We start from the raw sequence: 21,909 nt of genomic DNA, 5'->3' as shown, positions 1-21,909 counted from the left end.
TTTGCCACAAGCGAAGAGACGTAACACGCCTACGTAACCCCTGTTCTGTCAAGAATCCGACAGCCAGCGAGCTCGACCCCGAACACTATTCGGACAGATTGTCAAACAACGAACCCTGCCCAGGAGCCTCAGGCTTTGCCTTGGCGGCCTTCGAGGTCGCCTTCTTGGCAGCCTTGCTCTTGGAGTGCAACCCTTGCTCGACCTCAAGGGCATATCGCCGATGGTTCTCCTCAAGCAGCCGGTCAAGGATCTCCTGCCGAGGCCCAGGGGCGATCGTGTACCGAGTCCCCTGCCGGGTCTCGTAATGGTCATGGGCCAGTTGGGGAATGAGATCATCCCAGCCGTAGCACCGGCAGACCTCCTCATCGATGAGCCGATGAATCTCCCGAAGGTTCAAGACGTCGGCATCTGAGTTCAAGGGATCATGAACCAGGTTGTAGGTGTCGGTGAGCCCCGCCTGCCGAGCCAGCATGAGATCCCGCCGCTCAACATCCAACCGCTCCCCAAGCCCTCGAAGCGCTGCATTCAATTCCGGCCGAGGCAAAGTTAGATACACATCAGATGGCGTGTAAACGAGATCATTCTTGAGCGTCGAACCTTGCTTCGATATCCACCAACGCTGAACAGCACTCGAAAGATACGCAAGGTCAGCAGTATCTTCCGTCGCAAAAACCACGAGCTTCTGATCAAAAACTTGACCATTCGGGACCAATAGTGGAATTTGGGTGGAACTCGACTGAGTCAGTGCAATTACGCGACTCAGTCCCGAGATGGCCTTAGTCAATCGAGGTGCTTTTTCGGCATAGTGCCACCAATACCTCCTCCTCGCTTCCCTGTTATTTTTCAATCTCTCAGGGCGCACAAGACGATACACCTGATCAAAACATCTTGTGTACCTTCTGGCTCGCTCTTCATCCCAATCATGGAAGTTGATTATCCATCTACTGGGCGAAGCACCCGGGCGCTGATTGAGATCCTTTCCATTCAAGTATGGAAACACTACATCCGAGTTTCGACTGTCACTTTCAAGAAGTAGCTGCGCCTCCTCGGGAGACATAGTGAAGCCAGTCCCGAGCACACAAGACCCCTTAAAGGCCTGTTCCTCATTCTCATGCAAACGCTCCGCGTTTCCAGCAACACGCGATATAAGATCCAGCGAAGAGTTGATGCCCTGCTTTACTAGGCGACGATCATACAATCGTTGTGCCGAGTCCAGAATTGACGAGTTTGACATCCAGATCGCGCAGAATTCCAACATCGCACTTCTCGACGGCCAGGCTTCACTCTTGATTGCCGAACGCATATCGACTCCTTGTCGTACAAGAGAGTCCAAACCTACCTCCCTTGTATCCCCTTGCGCCAGAGTATTAGTTGCAATCAATCCCAACTGGCCGTTAGTTGACAACAACTTGGCCGCCCTTAGGACGAAATAGGCAACAAGGTCTGCGCTCCCCCTAGCCTGATTTCCTACAAATTTAACGATTAGTTCCCTGTACGCAACACCAACGCTATTGGTAACCTTATTGCCACCAAGAAATGGCGGGTTGCCAATCACCGCATCAAAACCGTCTCTCTCAAAAACCTCTGGGAAGATCAAAGGCCAATGAATTGGCAGTCGGTCAAACGCGCCTTCAGGCCTGTCGATTCTTAGCCATTGGGCTGCTTGCCGGTCAAGCTCGGCTCGGCTCTCCTCCGTCCGTTCGCGACCAAGGTTTGCCGCTCTCAGCCAGGATTCGCCGGTGCCAGACAACCCTGCACCGACCAGCAAGTCCCCATACCGGCTTGCTTCAGCAGTCAGGTCGTTTGCGAGGGAGAACAGTTCGCGCTTCTGTTCCTGCTGCTCAGCGCTCTTATCGCCAATTTCGGCGATCTCCCTGCGGGTCTCGGCCGCCTCCCTCACCAGTTCCCTGATTTGAGCGGTGAAATCGAGGATCGTTCCTTCATGAAGCTTCCGACCTTCGGCCGGATTCAGGTGCATGTACTCCAGTTGCTCCACGCTCGTGATCCCCAGCAAGCTGTCGCCGCAGACCAGCTTGTCATCGAGAAAGGTAAACGGTCGATCCTTGTCCATAGACACCAGCCACAACGATAGCTTCGCCATTTCGACCGCTGCCGGGTTGATATCCGCCCCGTACAGGCAATGTTCGATAACAAGCCGCCGAGCTTCGATCAGGTTCGGGTCCTCGCCCCCAGCGCCAATTCTTCCCTCGGCGACCGCGCCGCGCGGGTCGCCCTCGAAGCCCCAAGCTTCGATCAAACGCTCTGACAAGTACCTGCAAGCCGCCACCAGGAACGCCGCTGAGCCCATCGCAATGTCAGCAACCTTCAGACTCAGAATGTCGGCACTCCCTCTGAGCAGCCACGCATCCGTGTCCGCTGTCTGTAGCGGCCCTGGCTCATGCACGAGCGGATCCAGTGCGCCTTGTACAACCTCATCCGCGAGCTTCCTCGGCGTGTAGTGCGCGCCCGTGTTCCCTCGCAGCTCCGACTCGGTCATGTACAGCGTCTCGGGCAGTACCACCGTCGCCTGGCCGCGCAAATCCGCCCGGATGACCCCATAGAACGGCATTAGCCGAGCCGTCAACTGCGGGTCATTTCCGGTGACCGACAACAGATCCCGCTCAGCGCGCTCCCGCTGCTCAGCGTCCATCGGTTCAAGAAGTTTCTCGATCGCTTTGGCCGTGCCGATGCCAGACTTGCCGTGCTTCTCGAAACGTTCGTACAGCGCTTCCGCCAGCGCCGCCACATCCTCGCCCGCGCGAGCCCACATCGCCTCCAGGTCCCTCAGTGAGACCTCGGCTTCCTTACTCTCCTTACCGACGAGCCCTACCACAACCTCGGTGGACCAGCGGCCCTCCCACGCCAGCAGGCCCTCGTACACGTACCCGATCTGCTCGACTCCGAGGCGGTCGAAGTTCAGCGTCCGGTATTCGCCTTTAGGCCTGCGCTTCGGGTCGGCGAGCTGAATGCCGTTGAGGGACTTGGGGGTCTTCTGTTTTCCGGCGCTCATCCACACCGTGGTGACGGACTTCAGCACGTTATGCAGGGTCCGGTCGTCGATGACGAGCGGCTGCTGCTGGTCGAACAGCCACGGGTATGCCTCAGGGTCGAACAGGGAGCCGCCGTAGGCCGGGATGGACAACTCTTCGGTGTCGACTCCGCGGTGGACGGCGTTGAACAGCGCCAAGAGCCGCAGCCAGGCGCGGTGGCTCTGCTCCAGGAGTGCTTCGCTACCGGAGTCGACACGCTCTTGAAGGACCTGCGCGGATTCGGCAACGGAGTACGCCTCGGCGTAGAGCGGGTTGTCGGCCGGCAGGAGTCGGCGTTCCTCGGCGAACAGCAGGAAGACCAGGCGCATCATGACGGTGACCGCGCCGCGGTAGGCCTCGTCGGCTTCGACGAGGCGGCGGGTGCCGTCTTCGCCGATGACGGTGATGCCCATGCCGTCGCGTTCTTTCTTGGCCTTGTGGGCGCGGCCAATGGCTTCGACCAGGAGCTCCACCGCGCGGCGGACCTGAACGCCAAGGGTCTCGGTGAGTTCTTCCTCGCGGTCGGCCGACTGGTGGAACAGGTTCGGGAGCTGCTGTTCAGTCTGGTAGTCGGTGAAGCGGCGGCGGTTCAGGAGGCTGAACAGGGCGCGCAGGACCACCAGGTCGGAGTGGTCGGTGATGGTCATGGTGTCGAAGACGCCGTAGGCGCTCGGTCCGTCGGCGGGTGCGTAGACGAGCGCGAGGAAGCGACCGTCGGTGACGAGGCCGAGTTCGATCTTGTTCGCGGCGCACAGGCGCAGGACTCGGTCGATCGGGGTGGCGGCCCAGGTCTCGCCCTTCATGCGCTTGGCGGGGTGATTGTCGGGCGGGGTGATGAGGCCGATGATGCGGGGCGCGTCGGCGTCGTGGAGGGTGAAGTCGGGGCTGACGGTGGTGTCGTGCTGGCCGATGTGGACCGGCTCGATGCCGTCGACCGCCGCTCCCGGCTCAGCGGCCCAGTGCAGGCCGTCGCCCCAACCGAGGAAGTCGGCGAGGAGCGTCTGCGTCCAGGCGCGACAGCGGGTGGCGTCGCGGGGGTCGTCGGCCCATTCGCCGTGGGCCGCGCGCAGTTCGGCGCGTCGCTCAGGAGTGACGGCGTCGAGGTCGGGCCAGGTCTCAGTGAGCACCGGCAGGGACAGCCAGGGTCCGTCGGTGTCGATGAGCTCGATCCAGTCTTGGTGGACCTGGGTGCGGTCGGAGCCGGTGCGGCGCTTGCGGTTCATGATGCGGCTCAACGGTTGTCCCTCTCAGGTACGACGCACACGATCGCCAGCGGCGTGCGGTGGCCCTTCGGATCGGCGTAGCGGTCGCGGGCGGCGGCGAGTTCGCGTTCGCTCTCGGTCTCGAGCTGTTCCAGACGCTCGGCCCAGTGGCCCTCGTCGCGGCGGGCCTGGTCGAGTTCGAGTTCGGCGAGGCCGAACAGTTCATCCTCGTTCGTCTTGCGGCCGTGGATGGCCTCTTCGAGAGAGGCGCGGAACTGCCGGTAGGCGAAGCGGATGCGCTCCTGCTCCTCGGCGACGCGCTGCTCCAGTTTCTTCTGGAGCGACTCGTCGCGTTCGGCGGTGCGGCGGGTGAGCGCGTCGCGCAGGCCGCGGTCGACTTCGGGCCAGTGCTCGGACAGGCGCAGTTTGGTGCCCGGTCCGGCCTCGGTGCCCTTGTCAAGGGCCGCTTCGAGGATCAGGCCCGTCCGGGTCAGGTTCTCGCGGCGGAACCGGCCGGTGCGGGCGTCGAGCCAGCCGCCGACGGCCATGATCTCCTGGTGCAGCTGGGTCGAGCCGCCGCCGGTGACGGTGTACTTGGCGTAGGCGGCGACGAACATGTCCTCCAGGTCGTCGGGGCCGACGACGGCCGTCACGCGGTGGAGGTCGATCCGGTCGGAGTCGGCCGCGGCGCGCAGCAGGCGCGATGACATGTCGACCAGCGGATGCGACAGGTGCGCCAGGACCACGTCGTCGCGGCCGTGGGCCACAAGCGGATCGAAGGTGACCGGGCGCTGGTGCGGCTCCTGCCCCTCGGGGGTGAACGGCGCTACGAGGTTCTTCGTGGCGCGCACCCATTCGCCGGTCATCACCGGGACGTCGAACTCGGTCGCGGGGTGGCCGTATCCGATCGGGCGTGGCTTGAGCGGCATCTGGTGGGCGAGGCCGAGCGCGGTGTCCACGACCCGCCGGATGCGTTCGGGGTGAAGGTGGAGTTCGTCGACGCTGTTCTCGTACTTCTCGCCGAGTCGTTCGACCTGCTCGGAGACGTTCGCGGCGGCCTTGACCTCGCCGGCCTTCTTGCCGCGTGCGGCAGCCTGCTGGGCCAGGGTCTCCACGTCCCCGACCGTGGTGTCCCCGGCGAGGCGCCGCTGGAGTCCTTCGGCCAGCACCGGGTTGACGGAGCCGAGGTCGGTCTGCATCTGGCTGACCTTCTCCGCGACGCGGGCGAGGAATTCGATCTCGCCGAGGAACGCGGAGTCGCCCGCGGTCGGGGCGGGCACGAAGTTGTAGACCTCGGGGCTGTGGCGCTGGCCGTAGCGGTCGATGCGCCCGGCGCGCTGTTCGAGCTTGTTGGGGTTGAAGGGGATGTCGTAGTTGACGAGCCGGTGGCAGTGGTTCTGGAGGTCGATGCCCTCACCGGCGGCGTCGGTGGCGAGGAGGACCCGCACAGTGCTCTCTGTGGGGTCGGCCTGGAACGCGAGCCGGATCTGCTCGCGTTCGTCGATGTCCATGCCGCCGTGGAGCAGTGCGACGCGGTCGCGGTCGAAGCCGCGGGAGTCGAGGAGGTCCTGCAACCAGTGGAGGGTGTCGCGGTACTCGGTGAAGACCACGACCCGCTCGTTGGTCCAGTCGTCACCGGCCTTGCAGACCTCGCCGAGGTAGGCGAGGAGGCGGGCGGCCTTGGTGTCGGGCGCGGACAGGTGCTTCCTCGCCCAGTCGTTGATACGGGACAAGAGCTCGTGCTCGGCCGGGTCCAGGCGCTCCTGGTGGGAGGCCGATCGCCGCAGGTGCTCGTCCTCGAAGTCGTAGAGCTCGTCGTCGTCGAGGGTGGCCTCCTCGTCCCACACCTCGTCGTAGAACTCCGGGACCTCGTCGCTGGCGGCGGCCGGGGCGGCGGGCAGTGCGCCGGCGTAGGTCTCGTAGGTGTTGGCGAAGGCCTGCGGGCTCGACAGGAGCCGCTTCTTGAGCAGCAGGGTCACCAGGTCGGCGGCGGCCCGGCCGCGGCGTCCCTTGACGCGGCGGGATCGGCGGGCCTGAGTGAACTCGCTGAACCAGCGGTGCACGTCGATCTCGTCTTCGGCGTAGTCGAGCCGCAGGTCCCGGACCTTGCGTTCCGGGAACTCCGGCTTGCCGTCGGACCCGGTGATCGTGGATTTGAGGCGGCGGATCACGACCTCGTCCTGCGCCTGCTGCGAGGGCGCGACGCCGCGGGCGAAGCGGGCCGGGTCGAGAATCTCCAGGAGCGCGGTGAACGACTCCGGGTAGCCGTTGTGCGGGGTGGCAGAGAGGAACAGGCGGTGCGTGAAGTGCTTCGCGAGCTCCCGCATGGTCTTGGTCTGCTGGGAGTCGACGGCGTAGCGCTGCTTCGGGGCGGACGGGGCGATGTGGTGGGCCTCGTCAAGGATGAGCAGGTCGAAGTACGGACGCGTGTCCTCCCCCGCGCCGCGCAGCAGCTCGCCGAAGAGCAGGCGCTCGGCCTTGGGGCCGCGCAGCCACGGGAGGCTGACGATCGTGTTGCGATAGACCTCGAAGGGGTTGGCGCCGTTGCCCCGCTCGCGCCGCAGGTCGGTGTAGGTCTGGGCGTTCACGATGGTGAACTCCAGGCCGAAGAGCCTGCGCATCTCGTCGTGCCATTTAGTGGTGAGCCCGGCCGGGCAGACGATCATGACGCGCTTGGCGCGATTGCGCAGGATCAGCTCGCTGGCGACGAGGCCGGCTTCGACGGTCTTACCCAGGCCGACGTCGTCGGCGAGGAGCTGGTTCACGCGCGGAGCAGACAGGGACCGCCAGACCGGTTCGAGTTGGTAGAGCTTGATGTCCGCTCCGGACCGGAACGGCGCCTGGAGGTTGCGGGTGTCGGCGCTGGTGAGGGCCGACCATCGCATGGCGTCGAGGAAGGCGGCGAGCTGCGCGGGTTTGTCGAAGCCGTCGCGGGTCACCTCGGGCAGGCCGGAGGACGGCAGCACGCGGCGTCCCGGTTCGAGTTCCCACACGAGTCGCAGCTGCTCGCCGAAGGCGTCGTCGGCGAGGCTGTTCACTTCGACGATCGTGTCCGCGCCGGACACGATCACGTCAGCGACCATCCACCTGGACCCGCGCACTTCGACCCGGTCCCCGACCGACGGCACTCCTTCACGCTCCGCGGACTGCTGTGCGGGCATAGAACGGCCTCCCGGTGTCGACGTCTCTGAGCAACTGTCAACCCTGCTCAACGCCCTACGAGACTACCAGCGCCCCACTCATATCGGAGTCCGGCAATGCGATGGCGGCTCAGACCGACCGAAGGCTTCGAACCGGCCTTTGAACCATGCGAGTGACACCGACTCATTTATCGCTTGAAATACACATATAGTGCAAATTTTCAGATCTCGCGTGAGGAGTTCCGCTATGGCCTTTCAAGAGTTCTTGCGACTGCTGGTCGGCTGGCTGGTCGGAGGATCGGCGATGTTCGGCATTCCATTCATGCTCGTCCTGGTCGTCGACAGCGGCGCCCGCCGATTGATGAGGCTTGCACATCCCCTGTCTGCCGCAATCCTCAGCCTCATCGGAACCGGATTCGCCGCCGCCGTCGTCTACGGCTGGGCGGCGTGGCCGATCCAGGTGAATCGAGGGCACTTCGGGTCACCCGTGCTTATTGCGATCTCGGCTCTGTATTTCTCTTCACTTGTGATGCTCAGCGTCAGTTCGTCGAGATGGAACTTCGAAGGACCCCAGATGAAGCGGTACTTTCCCGGGCTACACGATCGTATCGAGATCAGTTCGGATGACGACCGGCGTGAGAAACGCAAGCGCGAATACGAGCTCGGTCGCTACTGGTTCACGAGATGGGCCGCGGTGGCAACCGGATACGTCCTCGCGGCAGAGTTCTTCTATCTGACATTCGCCTACGGGCGTTTCAGCAACACAGAGCTTGAAGCGTTCGGATTCGGCATCGCGCTCGGAGCGTTCACCGCCGCATTCGTATGCTTGCGCTGCTGCCGCCGGGGGTATGCACGATCCAGAGCGTTGAACCTCGCATTGCAGGAGCTTCAACGCCCGAGCGACGAACCTCTCCGAAAGGCCCACTCGCGACGCGATGAGCTGCCGGTCCTCCTCGGCCGCGAGGCCCGTCGTCTTATCCGAACACTCCGATTCTCAGGTGGTAGCGGCAACCGTGCAGATGTGTTCGTCTTGCTCGGGTCGGCCCGATTCCTCGGGGAGTACTCGAGATCATCAAGGAGTCTCGACGCCGATCTGCCCGAAGACGTCAGATCGGTCCTGGAAGACCTCACCGTGGCATTGTCGAACCCGTCCAGAGCAGTGGCAATGATCGCGCTCGGAAGCAAGGTAGGTGCATTCGGCGCCGACTGCCGGCCCGATCCCGACCTCGAAATGATGAGGCCGGAGGGCCTCGAAGGCCGGATCCAACGCATCCAACCGACCGTACGCGGCCTGATTCCCATCGTCGTCCTCGCATTGCTGATCTTCGCGACCCTCTTCGCAATGCTCGGAATCACCGCCGTCGACTGGCCCCTGATCTAGGGTCGCCGATCGCCGGCTTCTGGTCCCGACCGAACGTGATCTCGGTCGGGCCTCACCGCAGTTCACGGAGTTGCTCGGCGAGATGGTGGTGGCCGGCCTCGGCGGCGAGATCGGCGAAGCGGCCGAGGCCGATCGGGTCGAGTTCGAGCTGCTGACGGAACAGGGTGAGGCGTGCTTTGGCCTGGTCGGGCTTCGGTGAGTAGGCGGAGGCGAGGTAGACGGCGGCGCGCGCCAGGAGCGCCCTCGTTCGAGCGTGCGGCGAGCCGCACCACAGTTGCAGGATCATCTCGCGGGTCACCTCGTACTGGCCGATCTTTCTGGTCGCCGGCCGGTCCTTGCCTCCGAACGTCTTCTCCGGGAGCTCCACCCGCCACACGCCCCGGACCCGCTTGACCGGAGTCCGCGAGCTGAAACCTTGGCGGTCGAGCCATTCGGCGATCCGTTCACGGTCGAACCCACCGACACCCTGTGTCTCCATCTGCTCAAGCCGCGCTGCCAGGAACGCATGACTCGTGCAAGCCTCGGAGAGTTCGGGGTCGTGTTTGGCCCCGACTTGCGAGTAGACCAGGCAATGGGGCCGTCCGCCGCCCTGCGGTTCGGCGCGGATCACGTACGCCGGCAGATACACCTGCCGATCGGCACCGAGCGCCACGAGGTCCTCCACGCCGCCGGGAAGGTTGAACCGATCGCGGTCGGGCCGCCGGGCGAGGGCTTGGAGCGCATTCGCGTGCAGGCCGTCCACGGGCCCCACCGGCTGGAACCGGACGCCTTTGTCGGGCTTGGTGAAACGTTGAAGTTCGTGCGACTCCACGATCGAGACGCTCTTGGTGTCGTAGTACTCGCGGGTCAGGGGCTGTGACGTCAGCGCCTCGAAGTAGAGCACCCTGCGATCCCCTTTCTTGCGCTCGAAGCGTTCCCCCTCCTGGATCGAACGTCGACCGAGATCGGTCAGCCGATAGCGCCCGCGGTGCTCGACCAGGTGGTCGATACGGACGAGGAACCGCAGCGCCCGATCGACGAGGATGTCGTCGAGGGAGTAGAAGTCGGCCAGCGCGGAAGCCGTGTCGAGTCCGGCCGTGGCGATCGCCTCCTCCAGGAAGCGGTCGATGAGGTCGTAGGGTCGGCCCAGGGTGACCGTGGCCTGGATCTCTACTCGCCACAGCGGCAACAGGCAGGCGAAGATCCTGGTGGGTGTCAGGCCCAGTTCGTGGCGGGCGTGTTCGATGGCCCTCCCGCGCCGATAGGTGAACGCCGACTCACCGCCTGCCATGTGCGCCGCCTTCGCCGCGGAGGTCCTTGAGGAGCACTTCGATCTCCTTGTAGGGCCGGATGTCGCCCCGGCTGTTGAGGTGCAACTGCATGTCCTCCATGAGGTCGCGAAATCCCGGGTCGGTGCTGCGGGAGAGGGTGGAGAGGTCGCCGGTGATGATCAGCTGCGAGCGGGCACGGGTGAAAGCCACGTTCACGCGCCGCAATTCACGCAGGAATCCGACGCGGCCGGCTTTGTTGCTCCGGGTGAACCCGTAGAGGACGACCTCGCGTTCGCCGCCCTGGAAGGCGTCGACGGTGCCGGTGTCGCGTTCGATGGCCTCGGGGTCGGAGATGAGTCTGCGCAGTTTGGCTCTGATCAGTTGCAGTTGGGCGCGGTAGGGAACGATGACGCACCAGTCCCCCGGTTGGTCGTGGTAGTACGCCGCGAGTCCGGCGAGCATCTCGGCCTCGGCGTCGTTGGCACTGCCGCTCGACGCCCACCGTTCGCGCACCTTCCCGGACTGCTCGAAACGCCGGTGCGGCGGCAGTCCGGAGGTGTCGATAAAAGTCATCGGAGTCTGCATGAGCGGGTCGCGATGGGGCCGTGCGTGTTCGGTTTCGAGCCGGGATTGGTAGAAGTTGCGGGAGATGAAGTCGGCGAGCACCTCGGGCATCCGGCGCTGTCGGATCAGCGAGACCTGGTTGCTCGGAGGCAGTGCGCCGGTGAGGACCTCCAGGGCGCTCTTGGAGAGCAGGGTTCGGATCTGCGGGTTGCGGAGGCCGGCGCCCCAAGCGTCGACCTCGGTGTCGAGGAACGGCGGGAGCTGCTGGTGGTCGCCGACGAGCACGCCTCGGCGGGCGCGGGTGAGCGGAACGAGGACGTCGGTGATGCCGATCTGGCCGGCTTCGTCGATCACGGCGAGGTCGAATTCGACTCCTGACAGCTCTGGGCGGGAGGCGGATCCGGTGCAGGTGGCGGCGATGATGTCGGCGTAGCGGATGAGTTCGCCGTTCAGCTGGTCCTTTGCGGTGTCGACGGCCGCGTGCCACCTGGTGAGCAGGTCTCGGCGGCCGCGCAGGAGCGGGAGTTCGCGGTGCAGCCGTTCGCGTTGCGTGCCGGCCCAGGCGGCCGCCGCGCGCAGATCCGTGTCTTCGGCGGCGGGCCGTTCAGGAGGTCGCGGCGGATGGTCGACTGCGATGAGTCCACGCAGGGCCGTGCGCAGCGCCTCAGCGGCTTTTCGCACTTCGTGCCAATCGCCTTGGCCCTCGCTTTCACACGCGGTGCGCCGCTGCCGTGCCTCGATAACTCCGGCATCGATTGCGATCGCCCGGTCTCGCGCAGCCGCGGCCTCGGCGTGCAGCGTCTCAAGTTCGTGCAGCTCGGTGTCGATACGGTCGCCTCGCCCTTCGGCGGAGGATTCCATACGCGCCAGCACGGCGATGACGAAGCGCAGCATCCACCCGATGAGCAGGTTGCCGGCTCTCGCTTCGGCTCCGCTCTTCCACGTCGCAATTCGCTTCTGGCGGGCGCGAACGCGCGCGAGGCGGCCCGATACCGACGCGATCTCGCGCTCGCATTGCCCGATCTGCGGTTGGAACGGGGCTGCCGCGGCGGAGGTGCGCGCCGCGACCGCCTTGTCGGCGTCCGCCACCAGGCCTGCGGCCGTGCTGAGCCGGTCGGTCCGGGCGTTGAACTCCGACACCCATGCCTCGGCCGTGGCAAGGTGTCCGTAGGGCTCCAGTTTCATCGCCGCCGCGACCCGCACCCGTTCGCGAAGTTCGGCTTCGCGGTTCTCAAGGAGGTAGGCGTGGCCATCGGGAGTGACCGCCTCCCGGTAGCCGACGCGAATCACCTCGACGTCGTTCGGCAGCGTGGCCAGGACGTTGTCGACCGCCCGGTTCGAATGCGACGAGATCAGTACCTTCTGGCCGAGGTCGTGGACGGCCGATCGGGCCGTCTGGCTGATGGTCCGAGTCTTCCCGGTGCCTGGGGGGCCGTGCACTAGCAGCAGGTCCTCCACGTTGAGCGCCTTCGTGAACGCGAGCCGCTGCTCCGCGTCGAGCGGCTCATCCGGAGTGAACGAACGTCCCGGAATCGGCCCGACTCGGTGGTCGACGACGGTTCGGAGCAGATGCGGGTTCTCGGATCTGCCCGCACGCAGGAGCTCGACCGATTCTCGCTGGGTCCTGAAGACCGTGGCGTTCGGGGTCTCTCGCAGCTCGCCGACCTGCGGTAGCGCATCCCAGTCGATCGGCACGTCGAACTTCACCGTGACGGTGCCGCCGCTGACTCTGGTGACCTGGCCTTTGATGTCGGGCCGTTCGACGTGATGAACGTACTTGCCCTCGCCCAGCTCATGCTCGCCCGCCATGTCGAACCGGTACACCGAGTGGCGGCCGAAGCGCTGCTCGCCAGTGGAGTGCTTGGCTCGGTACAGGGCAGCATTGGACTTCTCGGTCTGGTTCCGACTGATCGTCTCAGTGGCGTCGATCATCTCGTCGAGCATGTCCAGGAACCCGGTCTGGCGCGGGTTCAGCGGCGCTGACCCGCGTGCGGCGGCTCGCTCGGCTTCCAACTGCTTCCACGCGTCCGCGATCTCCCTTGAATAGGCCACCGAACCGTAAGGGATCTGCGGCGGGCTGGGCACCGCCGTCCAACCGGGTGCCCGCAGTTTGAGGCAGCCTTCAGCAAGGCGCTGATGATCGTCGTATCTCAGGGACGCCACGAACGCGATCATGTAGGCGTCCCGATCCCGGGTGAGGAACAGGCGGATCTTGTAATCGGGGGTGTAGGCGAACCATCCCCAGTCCTGGCCCTGCTTCGGTGCGGGAACGGTCGCCGGGATCCCGCTGCCGTTGTTGAGCTCGACGAGTTTCCGGAGGACCTGTCCGACATCGCCGGGCATTCGCGGGTCGTCACTGGCGGCCGTGCGGAGTTTTCCTGGGAGGTTCTTGCCGGGGACCAGGACGATCGGACGCGGGAGCACGAGGGTGCGCAAGCGGTCTCCTTATGCGAGTTCGTCGGCGATTGCGCGGAACGCGTCACCGAGGGCGGGAGCGGTGGGCCGGTCGGCGGGCCGGGCGGAGAGCGCGCTGTCGATCTCGGAGGCGAGCTTCCCGGGTGCATCCGGAGCCTGCGTACGCAATGGCGGTGCGGAGACGCCGGGCGGCGGGTGTCCCGCCGCGAGCTGGTAGGTGAGCGCGGCGAGCTGGTACACGTCGGTGGACGGCCCCGGCGGTGCTTCACTTCGGCGCCGCTGTTCCGGTGCGGCGTAAGGGCTCTGTGTCTCGCCGTGGGCGGGTGCGCTCCCTGTTCTGCCGAGATCCCGCAGCGCCAGTCGCCGGGCCTCTGCCAGGAGTATGCCTTCAAGCGTGAGATCGCGGTGGCTGAGTCCGCGACGGTGCAGGATTCCGAGCGCATCGCACAGACCGGCGAGACCGGCGAGAAGTTCGGCGAGCGCCCATTCGCTCAGCGGCCGCCCATCGTCTGGGGCGAGGCCGTCGAGTCCATCACAGGGGGCGGTGCCGCGCCGCTGCGTCGGCCATGCCAGTGCCGAAGTCATGGTGGTGCCATCGGTCTCGAGCTGGACGGCTTTCGGGAACGCCCGAGCGACTCCGCGTTCGGAGCCGATCTCGGCCAGGAGTTCGTGCTCCCGTCGCAGCCCGCTCTCGGCTGCGCGGGCCATGAGCCCGGGCCGCAGCCGTTTGAGTTGCCGGAGCCATACGAAGCGGGCGCCTCGGTCCCGGGTCGGAGCAAGCCGTTGTGCGAGAGCGGCGCTGAGTCGGATGGAGCTGTCCGGTGCGAGCCGCTCGGCGGTCTGGCGGTCGTAGAGCAGATAGCGCTCCCGGCCTGCGGTGATCTCGGCCCCTGGGGTCCAGGTTTCGAGCTGCGGCGGTGGAAGGGCGATCTGCACGGACGGAGACAGGTCGTCCGGTTCGACACCGAGATTCCCGGCCGGAAGCGTCGGCGATGCCGGCAGCCGGGATCCGTGCGAATACCGCTTCTCGAACTCGTCGAAGCGGTCGATGAGATGAGTCTGCCCGGCTTCAATGTCCGCCAGTGATTCGAGGATGTCTCCAGTGCGACCCTCCAGGGCAGCGAACTCGGCGCGGAGGCGGTCGTGCAGTTCGCCGGCGGCGCCGTCCAGGGCCGCTTCGAACCCGTCGACGCGCTCAATGAACTGCACGACCTCGGCGAGCAGGTGTCCGGCCTCGGCGTCACCGCGATCCAGTCGCGTCGCGATCTCGGTCTGGATCGTCTGCTGGATGAGTTGGGGGAGATCGGTGTCGGGAGTCCCTGGGCGCTGCCCGCGGATGCGATCGGCGCTGCGTTGCAGCAGCGTCACGAGCTGGCCTCCGCCGACACCGCCGATGACCCCGGCGACCGCGAGTGCGATCGGAGCCGAACCGGCGCCCGCGGCGATGACCGGCGCGAGGGCCGCGGCCCCGATGACGGCGACGAGGGTGTTCGAGGTTGCGGTCCGGAGCCGCGTCGACTTGGCCTTGACGGCACGAATGATTTCAGCTCGGGATTCCTGGTGCGGAATCGAGTCCATGGGCCGACTGCCCTTCGATGAGGGGGCGTGCAGTAGTGGGGATATTACCGACTTCCATCGAATCGGGCGTCCCTCGAACGTGTCGCATACCGGACACGCCCCCGGAACGCGGACTTCTGGCAGAGTTCGGCTTGTTCGCAGTGAGATCAGGTCATTGATCCGGCAGGATCTCCAGCGGCGGGAGGGCGTCCACGATCGCCATGGTCTCCAGGCTGACGGTCACGATGCGCTTGAGTAGGTCGACGATGTAGCGCGGATCTTCGGACCAGTCGTTGGGGTCGTTGACGATGCCGCTGGCCTTGTCGGTGCGGACGTAGTAGCGGTCCATGATCCACTCGACGGCCGAACGGGAGCCGATCTGGTAGCGGTAGGCGGCTTCAGGGATGTCGGTGAGCGTGACGTGGGAGTTGTAGACGATCCGGGTGCGATCCTGTCGGGATGCGAATCGCATCTTGCGGTCGACACGGTAGAGGTCCGCAGGGGCGGCCGCCTTGGCTTCGCCAACGATCTCTCGGATGCCGGAATACGGCTCGACCGACTCGTAGGCGAGGTGCAACCCCATCAGTCGGCTACCCAAACGAGCGAATTCGTGGAACTGCGCGACTTTGGGGACGCGAGGCAGCGACTTTCGGAGGTCCGCTTCAAACTCAGACCGGTACACCGGCGAGTGCAGGATGCCGTAGACGTAGTGGAAAATGTGGTCCTTCGAGATCGAGCCGTCTCGGTAGGTCTCCCGGTAGTCCGCCAAGGCGGTGTCACTGATGTTGTCTTCTCGTGTGTACCGGGGAGGATTCTGATCGAACAGTGTTCCACCCGGTGCGTTCTTGAGGTAGGTGAATCTCGGGAAGAACTTTCCGCCGCTACCGGCTCCGGTCACATGCAGGTTCGGAACGGCGTCGGTCGCCAGCACGGAAAACGGGACCGCCGAGCCCGCTCCGACGGTATAGAAACCCACGTTCCCGAGGTCCGGTTCGGGAAATGATCGTTCAAGCTGGTAGACACAATCACTGGTATCGGCCGTGAAGTAGACATGTTGTTTGGTGAACGGCCGGTAATAGGCCTCGAATACCCGGTGTTCATTGAACCGAATCCGCTCTCCTCGCCGCAGCCTTCCTAGATCCGCTCTGTTCCAACTGAATCGGCTTTCGCCGGCGACGATATCTTCGCTGGCTACACCAGCGGCCGAGACGTTGTCGGTCTCGCCTCCACTCGACCATTCCAGCCGGTCCACCTGGCCGTTGTAGAAGTCGATCATCGGCTGCACATTGCTGCTCACAGTAGGACCGGAGAAGCTGTACATCCATGCGTCTCGCCCTGTCTTGAGCCCGCTCGTATGCGTCTCGAAGATCGGTGCCATGGCCCCCGCATTCTTGTCTCCCATCGCGAGGAAGCCCTGAAATCGCTTGTCTCGAACGTTGATCCAATCGCCGTCCGCTTCAGGGTCGAGTTGCTGCCATCCGAAGGCATCCAAGCCTTTCGCCCGGATTAGGTTGGTTCCGTTCACCACTATCTCCAACTTGCGCTTTCGATCGTGATAGTCACCGATGTCTCCGTAGAAGAGACGGCACGCGTCGCCCTCAGCCGCTCTGCCGCCTTTGACAAGCAGAAGGATCGCAATCCCTGCGCGAGTGCTGGCCCCGAAAACATTGCCGGCCTCTGCTCTCCGCTGTTCGCCTCCTGTTCTCGCGTTGCCTCGGAGATTGAAGCAGTAGATCGCGTCGAACTCCTCGGTGAGGGTGCGGCGCAGCCCTGCGGCGGTATTCCCGTCGATGAACCCGCTGTTCAGGACAAGACAGATCACACCATCGTCCTCGATCCGGTCACTCGCCCAGCGCAGTGCCCGCACGTAGGAGTCATACAGCGAGTTCTTGTTGGTGGCGGTCGATCTGGCTGCGTATGTCTCGCGGATACGCCGATCGAGTTCCGGATACTTCAGGTTCTGGTTGCCGTCGTTCTGGTTGTTCTGGCCCACGGAGTACGGTGGATTGGCGGGTATAACGATGATGCGGACGCTCTGCTGATGCACCGCGCGGTTGATGTTGTCCCCAAGTACGCCGCTTGAAGCCTCAGGTCGGCTTTCATAGAGCTGGAATGTGTCAGTCAGGACAACGCCATCGAACGGCCGGTACTCAGCATTCCCAGACCGACTGTGGAACGCCTCTTCGATGTTGACTGCCGCGATGTAATAGGCGAGCAGGATAATCTCGTTCGCGTGCAGTTCACTGCTGTACTTCCGAACGAGGTCCTCGGGCCGGATGAGTTCTGACTGGAGGAGCCTGACAATGAACGAACCCGTTCCCGCGAACGGGTCGATGATCTGAACCCCTTCGTCACTCAGCGAGGCGCCGAGGTACTTGCGCAGTGCCTGGTCGGTGAGCTGGAGAATGAAGTCGACGACTTCAACCGGGGTGTAGACGATACCGAGCCGATCAGAAACCTGCGGCATGGCGTTCTTGAAGAATTGCTCGTACAGCTCCAGGAGAATCTTCTGGCGTCCGGCGGGATTGTCGATGCCCTCGATCCGGACTCGAATCTGCTCGTAGAACCGTTTGAGCCTATCGCGTTCCGAGTCCAATGCCTGATCGTCCAGCACATCAAGCACAGTCTCCATGGCTCGGGAGACCGGGTTGTGCGTCGCGAATGCGTACCGCTCGAAGAGAGCGTCGAAGACCGGCTTCGTGATCAGATGCTGGGCGAGCGTCTCGATCGCGTCTTGTTCTGAAATGGAGGGGTTGAGGTTCGCGCGCAGGGCGGCCACGAACGCGTCGAACGCTTCTCGCTTGCTGGGGAGAGCGAGGGCTGTTCGGATACGGGTCATGTGATTGCCCGCGATATCCGCTATCTCCTTGGCCCACTCCTTCCAGTAGACCCGCGTGCCCACTTTCTGCACGATCCGCGCGTAGATGGCGTCGCGCCATTCCTCGACCGATGCCATGCCGCTGCGGGCGGCCTGCACAAGGTTCCCAAGGTCGCTTGGGTCGTCGGCGGCTATGTGCCCAGTCAGGATCCTGTCGGAGCGGGATTTGTTGAGTCCGATGCGGTTGACTTCGGCGTTGAATCGGTCGTCATGAGAGCGGAGGGCGTTGAGGACCTGCCATACGGCCCTGTAGCGCTCATTGTCGTCGAGCGCCTCGTTCGGGGGTACGCCTTCCGGAACGGCAATCGGCAGGATGATGTAGCCGTACTCCTTTCCAGGAGCCCGCCGCATTACTCGGCCCACGGCCTGGATGATGTCAATGACCGAATTGCGCGGGTGCAGGAACAGCACCGCGTCGAGCGCTGGCACGTCCACGCCCTCGGACAGACATCTGGCGTTGGAGAGAATTCGGGCGGTTCCCTGACCCGGGTCGGACTTCAGCCATTCGAGCGCCCTGCCGCGTTCCAGCGCGTTCATCGTCCCGTCGACGTGCTCCACTTCGCAACGGAGGCTCTCCTCGGAGGTCCTACCGAGCCGCTCGGTCACTTGGGAGAACACCTCGGTCAAGTGCTTCGACGCGGCTATGTTCTGTGCGAAGGCGACGGCTCGCCGCATGGGAACCTCATCTGCGCGGAACCCGCTCTCCTCGATCGAGGGCCCGAGGCGCTTGCATAGTCCGTTCCAAACCCCGATGAGCTTTGCGGCGTCGGCGACATTGAGCTCCATGTTGTCGTCGGCGAGTTCTACCTGCAAGGTCTTGACCGCATATCCCGCATCGACGCTCAACACCAAGACCTTGTAGTCCGCGAGCAACCCGGCCTGGACCGCCTCTCCGAAACCCAGCTTGTGGAACTCAGGTCCGAACCTCGCCTCGTCGTCCATCGAGCAGAGCTCGACGCTCGCCCGCTGGGCGTCCGCTTTGGCGGGCTCGGTGAAGATCCGCGGCGTCGCGGTCATGTACAGGCGCCGCTCGGCGGCGATGTACTGCGGGTCGTGGATCCGGGTGAAGCTGGACTCGTCCCGCCCGGCAAGCATTGCGCCGGTGGTGCGATGCGCCTCGTCGCAGACGACGAGGTCGAAGGCGTCCATGCCTGAAGCCTGAGCATCGGCAATGACGGGAAGGGACTGGTACGTGCAGAAGACCGCGGTCATTCCGGGCCCGTAGTCGCCACCGCGGATACGGTCAACGAGCTTTACTGCGTTCGTGGTGGCGGGCAAAGCGAGGTCGTGCACCGCCTGGTCCCCTGAATCGGCCTGCTTGGGCTGCTTCGAGACCTTCGAGTCCGAGCAGACCGCGAAGGGCCGCAAGGCGGCCTCTGCCTCGGAGACCCATTCGCGCATGGTCTGGGCCAGGAGGGCGATCGACGGCACCAGGACCAGCACGCTGATGGGATCTTCATGTGCAGAGGCGAGCCGTTCGGCGATCTTGAGCGAAGTCAGGGTCTTGCCGGTGCCGCAAGCCATGGTCAAACGACCACGGTCGTGGGTCTCGAACCCGGCGAGCACGGCTTCGATCGCCTCGTCTTGGTGCGACATGGGCGCCTTCTTGGCGCGCAGATAGCGCGGCCCGAGACGCTCCCCTGCGGCCCACGCGTGCTCGGAGGCGACCTTGCTCCAGTCGATCGGGCTCGTGTCGAGCTGGGACATACCGACCCTGGTCACCTCGACCTGCTGGTCCGCGAGGGCGGCCTCGGCGTTCGGGCCCCATTTGTCGGTGCTGGACACGATGATCCGTCGGTTGATGCCCTTCTTGCCCGAGGCGGTGAAGAAGGAGTCGAGGTCGACTTTGCGGATCACCTTGTCCGGCTCGTAGAACTTGCACTGAATCGCGCAGAATGCTTCGGATCCGGGCTCTCGCGCCACGAGATCGATGCCGATGTCGGTGGCATTGTCCTCGGCAAGAGGGGAGTCGGCCCACATCCACACCTCGGAGAACTGCTGCTGCCATTGCGGATCGGTACGGAAGAAGGCAAGCATGAGCTGCTCGAATCGTCTGCCTCGTTCCGCATTGGTCTGCGACGCGACTCGAATGTGGTCAAGGATGTCCCGAACGCTTCCGGTCATGACGCTGCCTCCCTTGGGAAGGAACGGCGTCAGACTTACCCCCACTTTGCGTAACGCCCTCACTACATGAAGGACGTTAGCGTATCCGCACTCTCTGTACAACCCTCAGAACAAGACTGAGCAGATGGACGGTGTGTGGATTCCAGAGCGGCCTCCCTGGCGGAGCATCCGGTCGGCGACTTCTCGCTCGATCTCATCGGTACTGATGCCGCCACCGGAGATCGAGTCATCATCGAGAACCAGCTCGCCGACACCGACCACGGCCACCTCGGCCAGCTGCTGACCTACGCCGCAGGGACCGATGCGGCGGCCGTCGTATGGATCGCGCGACACTTCCGCGAGGAGCACCGTCGCAGCCCCGAATGACTGGGGGAAACGAGTCCGGTCGACCGCCGCGGCCCAGCAGCACGGCGAGGGTAAAAGACCGATCTACCTTGAGTTCTGGGAACAGCTGACCAATGCGATCAGCCAGCGCGGTCATGGATGGTGCCGCCCCGGTCGTAGGAACTCGGTCAACTGGATCGACTTCTCGACCGGGGCTCCTCGTGGAACGCAATACGGGATGAGTTTCACCAGGGATTCACTTCGCTCCGAGCTCTACCTGCACAACCGGGAGCAGATTGAGCCGTCAACGAGCTTCGAGACCTCTTACGGTAGTTCGCTCGAATTCGAGGCGCTGGAGGGCAGGAAGGCGAGCAGGATCGCCGACTACCGACTCGGTTCGATCGAGGACACCGACGCCTGGCCGAAGTTCATCGACACGCAGAAGCGGCTCCGAGCCGCAGTCGAGACCGTCGGGAAAGCGTGAGCACCTTGCTTTTGCTGGTTCATGCACGGTCGGACGAGCCGGTTCAGGCCTCGCTCTTGCGGTACTCGGCGGTCACTTCGATGCGGCCGATGATGTGGCGGTTGAAATCGTCGAGGTCTTCGGCCGGGACCCAGAGTTCGAGGATGGTGCTGCCGCCGACCTGCTGGACCGGGTAGCGCTCGACGAAGGCGCCGTCGAGCTGGAAGCGGGTCACGTAGCCGATGCCATCTCGGGGCGCGTTCCAGTCGCGGGCGATCTTCGTCGCGTAGTCCTCGTTGAGGACCGGGTAGAAGATCGGCTGGTCGGGCAGGCGGGGAGGCCATGCGGTCCATCCGGACTCGCGTACCAGCGCAAGCTCGGCTGAACCGCAGGGGCGCCACAGGGTCATCGTCTTCGAATCAGGCATCGTGCAGGTTCCGTTCAGCGAGGGGGTGGTCTGACTTTGGCATGCCCAGGGCTCGCCGCGCACCGGGTTTGTGCGTGGGCGCATCCTGGGCAAGGCAGGTCGTGCGCGCTCCACCTGTGTCCGACCGTGCGTGAGAAAGGCACAGACCATTCGGTCCGGGCCATTTCAGTGCCCGTGCCTCCTGACGGTGGTGGGGGTCAGCCTTCGGAGTCGGCTAGGAATGCTGCTAGTTCTGCGCGGAGGTTTCGGGATCTGGTGGCGCTTCGGGTTGCCATCAGGTCGACTGCTTTCCAGGCGAGGTGCCAGTCCTCGGGGGTGGCGGCGTTGGTCAGTGTGGTGAGGTCGGCGCGTTCGCGGATGCCGTTGAATGCCTGTTCGGAGGCGAAGGCGTCCATTTCGGCGAACTCTTCGGGCCGGGGCTGTCTGCCGGTGTCGCCGAGGGTGAGGAGGGTCAGGGCGATGAGGTGGCCGGTGCGGGCGACCCGGAACACCTGGCCGGGAAGGATTTCCAGCGGCTCGGCGGCGGCGGTGATCTCGGCTTCGATGCCGGAGGCGGCGAAGATCAAGTCCACTTCGAGGTCGCGGTCGCCGGCCTCGTCGACGAGGCGGGCTCCGGCGACCAGGCCGTTGGGGTGGTGCTCGATCTCGAAGTTCTCCGGGTTGGCCGGGCGGCCGTGCTCGTCGTCCCAGTCCTTGACGGACATCTGGTCGGTGAAGCTGAGCACGCGGAGACCCGACTCCTCCAGACCGTCGAGGATGCCGTGCGCGACCTGCTCGTCCTTGACGGCCAGGATCACGCTTGCCTGGGCCATGTACGCCGGTTCGACCCGGGCCGAGACCGCGAGGCTCCCGGCGAGCGACCATGGCGCTTCGAGTCCGTCGAATGCTCTGGCGAGGCGGGCGTAGGAGCGTTCAAGGCCGTTCCCCTCGGACGTCTCCTGCGCCTTTGGATGCTCGCCACCGGAGTCTTCGAAGTCCTGGATCCCTGCTCGGCCCATCCAGTCCAGGACGGTGCGATTCAGTTCCTGCGCTTCAATGCCCGGCCGCTCTCGGAGCACGTTCATGCGGAACATGCGCAGCCGGGTCTCGTCCATCTCCCGGGCCAGCCGCAGCCGGTCCTCCGGTGTGAGTGGTGCCATCCTGCCAGAGTATTTC

General features: G+C 64.5%; 11 protein-coding genes. 3 read left to right on the top strand and 8 right to left on the bottom strand.

The annotated features are described in order from the left end of the window. Nucleotides 1–85 precede the first annotated feature (85 nt). The gene (locus AB0A65_RS23650; protein ID WP_359954481.1) at nucleotides 86–4,252 is read right to left on the bottom strand and encodes a DNA methyltransferase; all 4,167 of its coding nucleotides are present in this window, start codon (nucleotides 4,250–4,252) and stop codon (nucleotides 86–88) included. Between the two features lie 8 nt (nucleotides 4,253–4,260). Then, nucleotides 4,261–7,392: a DISARM system SNF2-like helicase DrmD gene (gene drmD, locus AB0A65_RS23645; protein ID WP_359954479.1), complete on the bottom strand. Its 3,132-nt coding sequence runs from the start codon at nucleotides 7,390–7,392 to the stop codon at nucleotides 4,261–4,263. 226 nt (nucleotides 7,393–7,618) lie between these two features. Here drmD and AB0A65_RS23640 point away from each other — a divergent pair, with 226 nt between their 5' ends. Next, nucleotides 7,619–8,752, top strand: a complete 1,134-nt coding sequence (locus tag AB0A65_RS23640; RefSeq protein WP_359954477.1) for a hypothetical protein — start codon at nucleotides 7,619–7,621, stop codon at nucleotides 8,750–8,752. A gap of 52 nt (nucleotides 8,753–8,804) precedes the next feature. Here AB0A65_RS23640 and AB0A65_RS23635 read toward each other — a convergent pair whose 3' ends face one another. The 4 genes from AB0A65_RS23635 to AB0A65_RS23620 form a co-directional block, all read right to left on the bottom strand. Further along, nucleotides 8,805–10,022: a hypothetical protein gene (locus tag AB0A65_RS23635; protein WP_359954475.1), complete on the bottom strand. Its 1,218-nt coding sequence runs from the start codon at nucleotides 10,020–10,022 to the stop codon at nucleotides 8,805–8,807. Beyond that, complete coding sequence (locus tag AB0A65_RS23630) at nucleotides 10,009–13,002, bottom strand: AAA domain-containing protein (RefSeq protein ID WP_359954473.1); 2,994 nt, start codon at nucleotides 13,000–13,002, stop codon at nucleotides 10,009–10,011. The genes AB0A65_RS23635 and AB0A65_RS23630 overlap by 14 nt, the downstream gene beginning before the upstream one ends. A 9-nt stretch (nucleotides 13,003–13,011) precedes the next feature. Then, the gene (locus AB0A65_RS23625) at nucleotides 13,012–14,559 is read right to left on the bottom strand and encodes a hypothetical protein (protein WP_359954471.1); all 1,548 of its coding nucleotides are present in this window, start codon (nucleotides 14,557–14,559) and stop codon (nucleotides 13,012–13,014) included. Nucleotides 14,560–14,710: 151 nt separating this feature from the next. Continuing rightward, nucleotides 14,711–19,540, bottom strand: coding sequence for a type ISP restriction/modification enzyme (locus AB0A65_RS23620; protein ID WP_359954469.1), 4,830 nt, complete (start codon nucleotides 19,538–19,540; stop codon nucleotides 14,711–14,713). A 135-nt stretch (nucleotides 19,541–19,675) separates the two neighbouring features. Between AB0A65_RS23620 and AB0A65_RS23615 the strand changes: the two genes are divergently transcribed. Next, complete coding sequence (locus tag AB0A65_RS23615) at nucleotides 19,676–19,906, top strand: hypothetical protein (protein WP_359954467.1); 231 nt, start codon at nucleotides 19,676–19,678, stop codon at nucleotides 19,904–19,906. Then, the gene (locus AB0A65_RS23610) at nucleotides 19,842–20,348 is read left to right on the top strand and encodes a DUF4268 domain-containing protein (protein WP_359954465.1); all 507 of its coding nucleotides are present in this window, start codon (nucleotides 19,842–19,844) and stop codon (nucleotides 20,346–20,348) included. The genes AB0A65_RS23615 and AB0A65_RS23610 overlap by 65 nt, the downstream gene beginning before the upstream one ends. A gap of 43 nt (nucleotides 20,349–20,391) precedes the next feature. Here the strand turns inward: AB0A65_RS23610 and AB0A65_RS23605 are convergent, their stop codons facing one another. Continuing rightward, on the bottom strand, nucleotides 20,392–20,754 hold the full coding sequence (locus AB0A65_RS23605; RefSeq protein WP_359954463.1) for a hypothetical protein: 363 nt from the start codon (nucleotides 20,752–20,754) through the stop codon (nucleotides 20,392–20,394). 197 nt (nucleotides 20,755–20,951) lie between these two features. Further along, complete coding sequence (locus AB0A65_RS23600; protein WP_359954462.1) at nucleotides 20,952–21,893, bottom strand: hypothetical protein; 942 nt, start codon at nucleotides 21,891–21,893, stop codon at nucleotides 20,952–20,954. Nucleotides 21,894–21,909 lie beyond the last annotated feature (16 nt).

It is taken from the genome of Glycomyces sp. NPDC047010 (genome assembly GCF_040644205.1).
Classification (GTDB): Bacteria; Actinomycetota; Actinomycetes; order Mycobacteriales; family Micromonosporaceae; genus Glycomyces.
The sequence above is the reverse complement of the archived record's forward strand: the minus strand, read 5'-3'. Positions and strand labels throughout refer to the sequence as shown.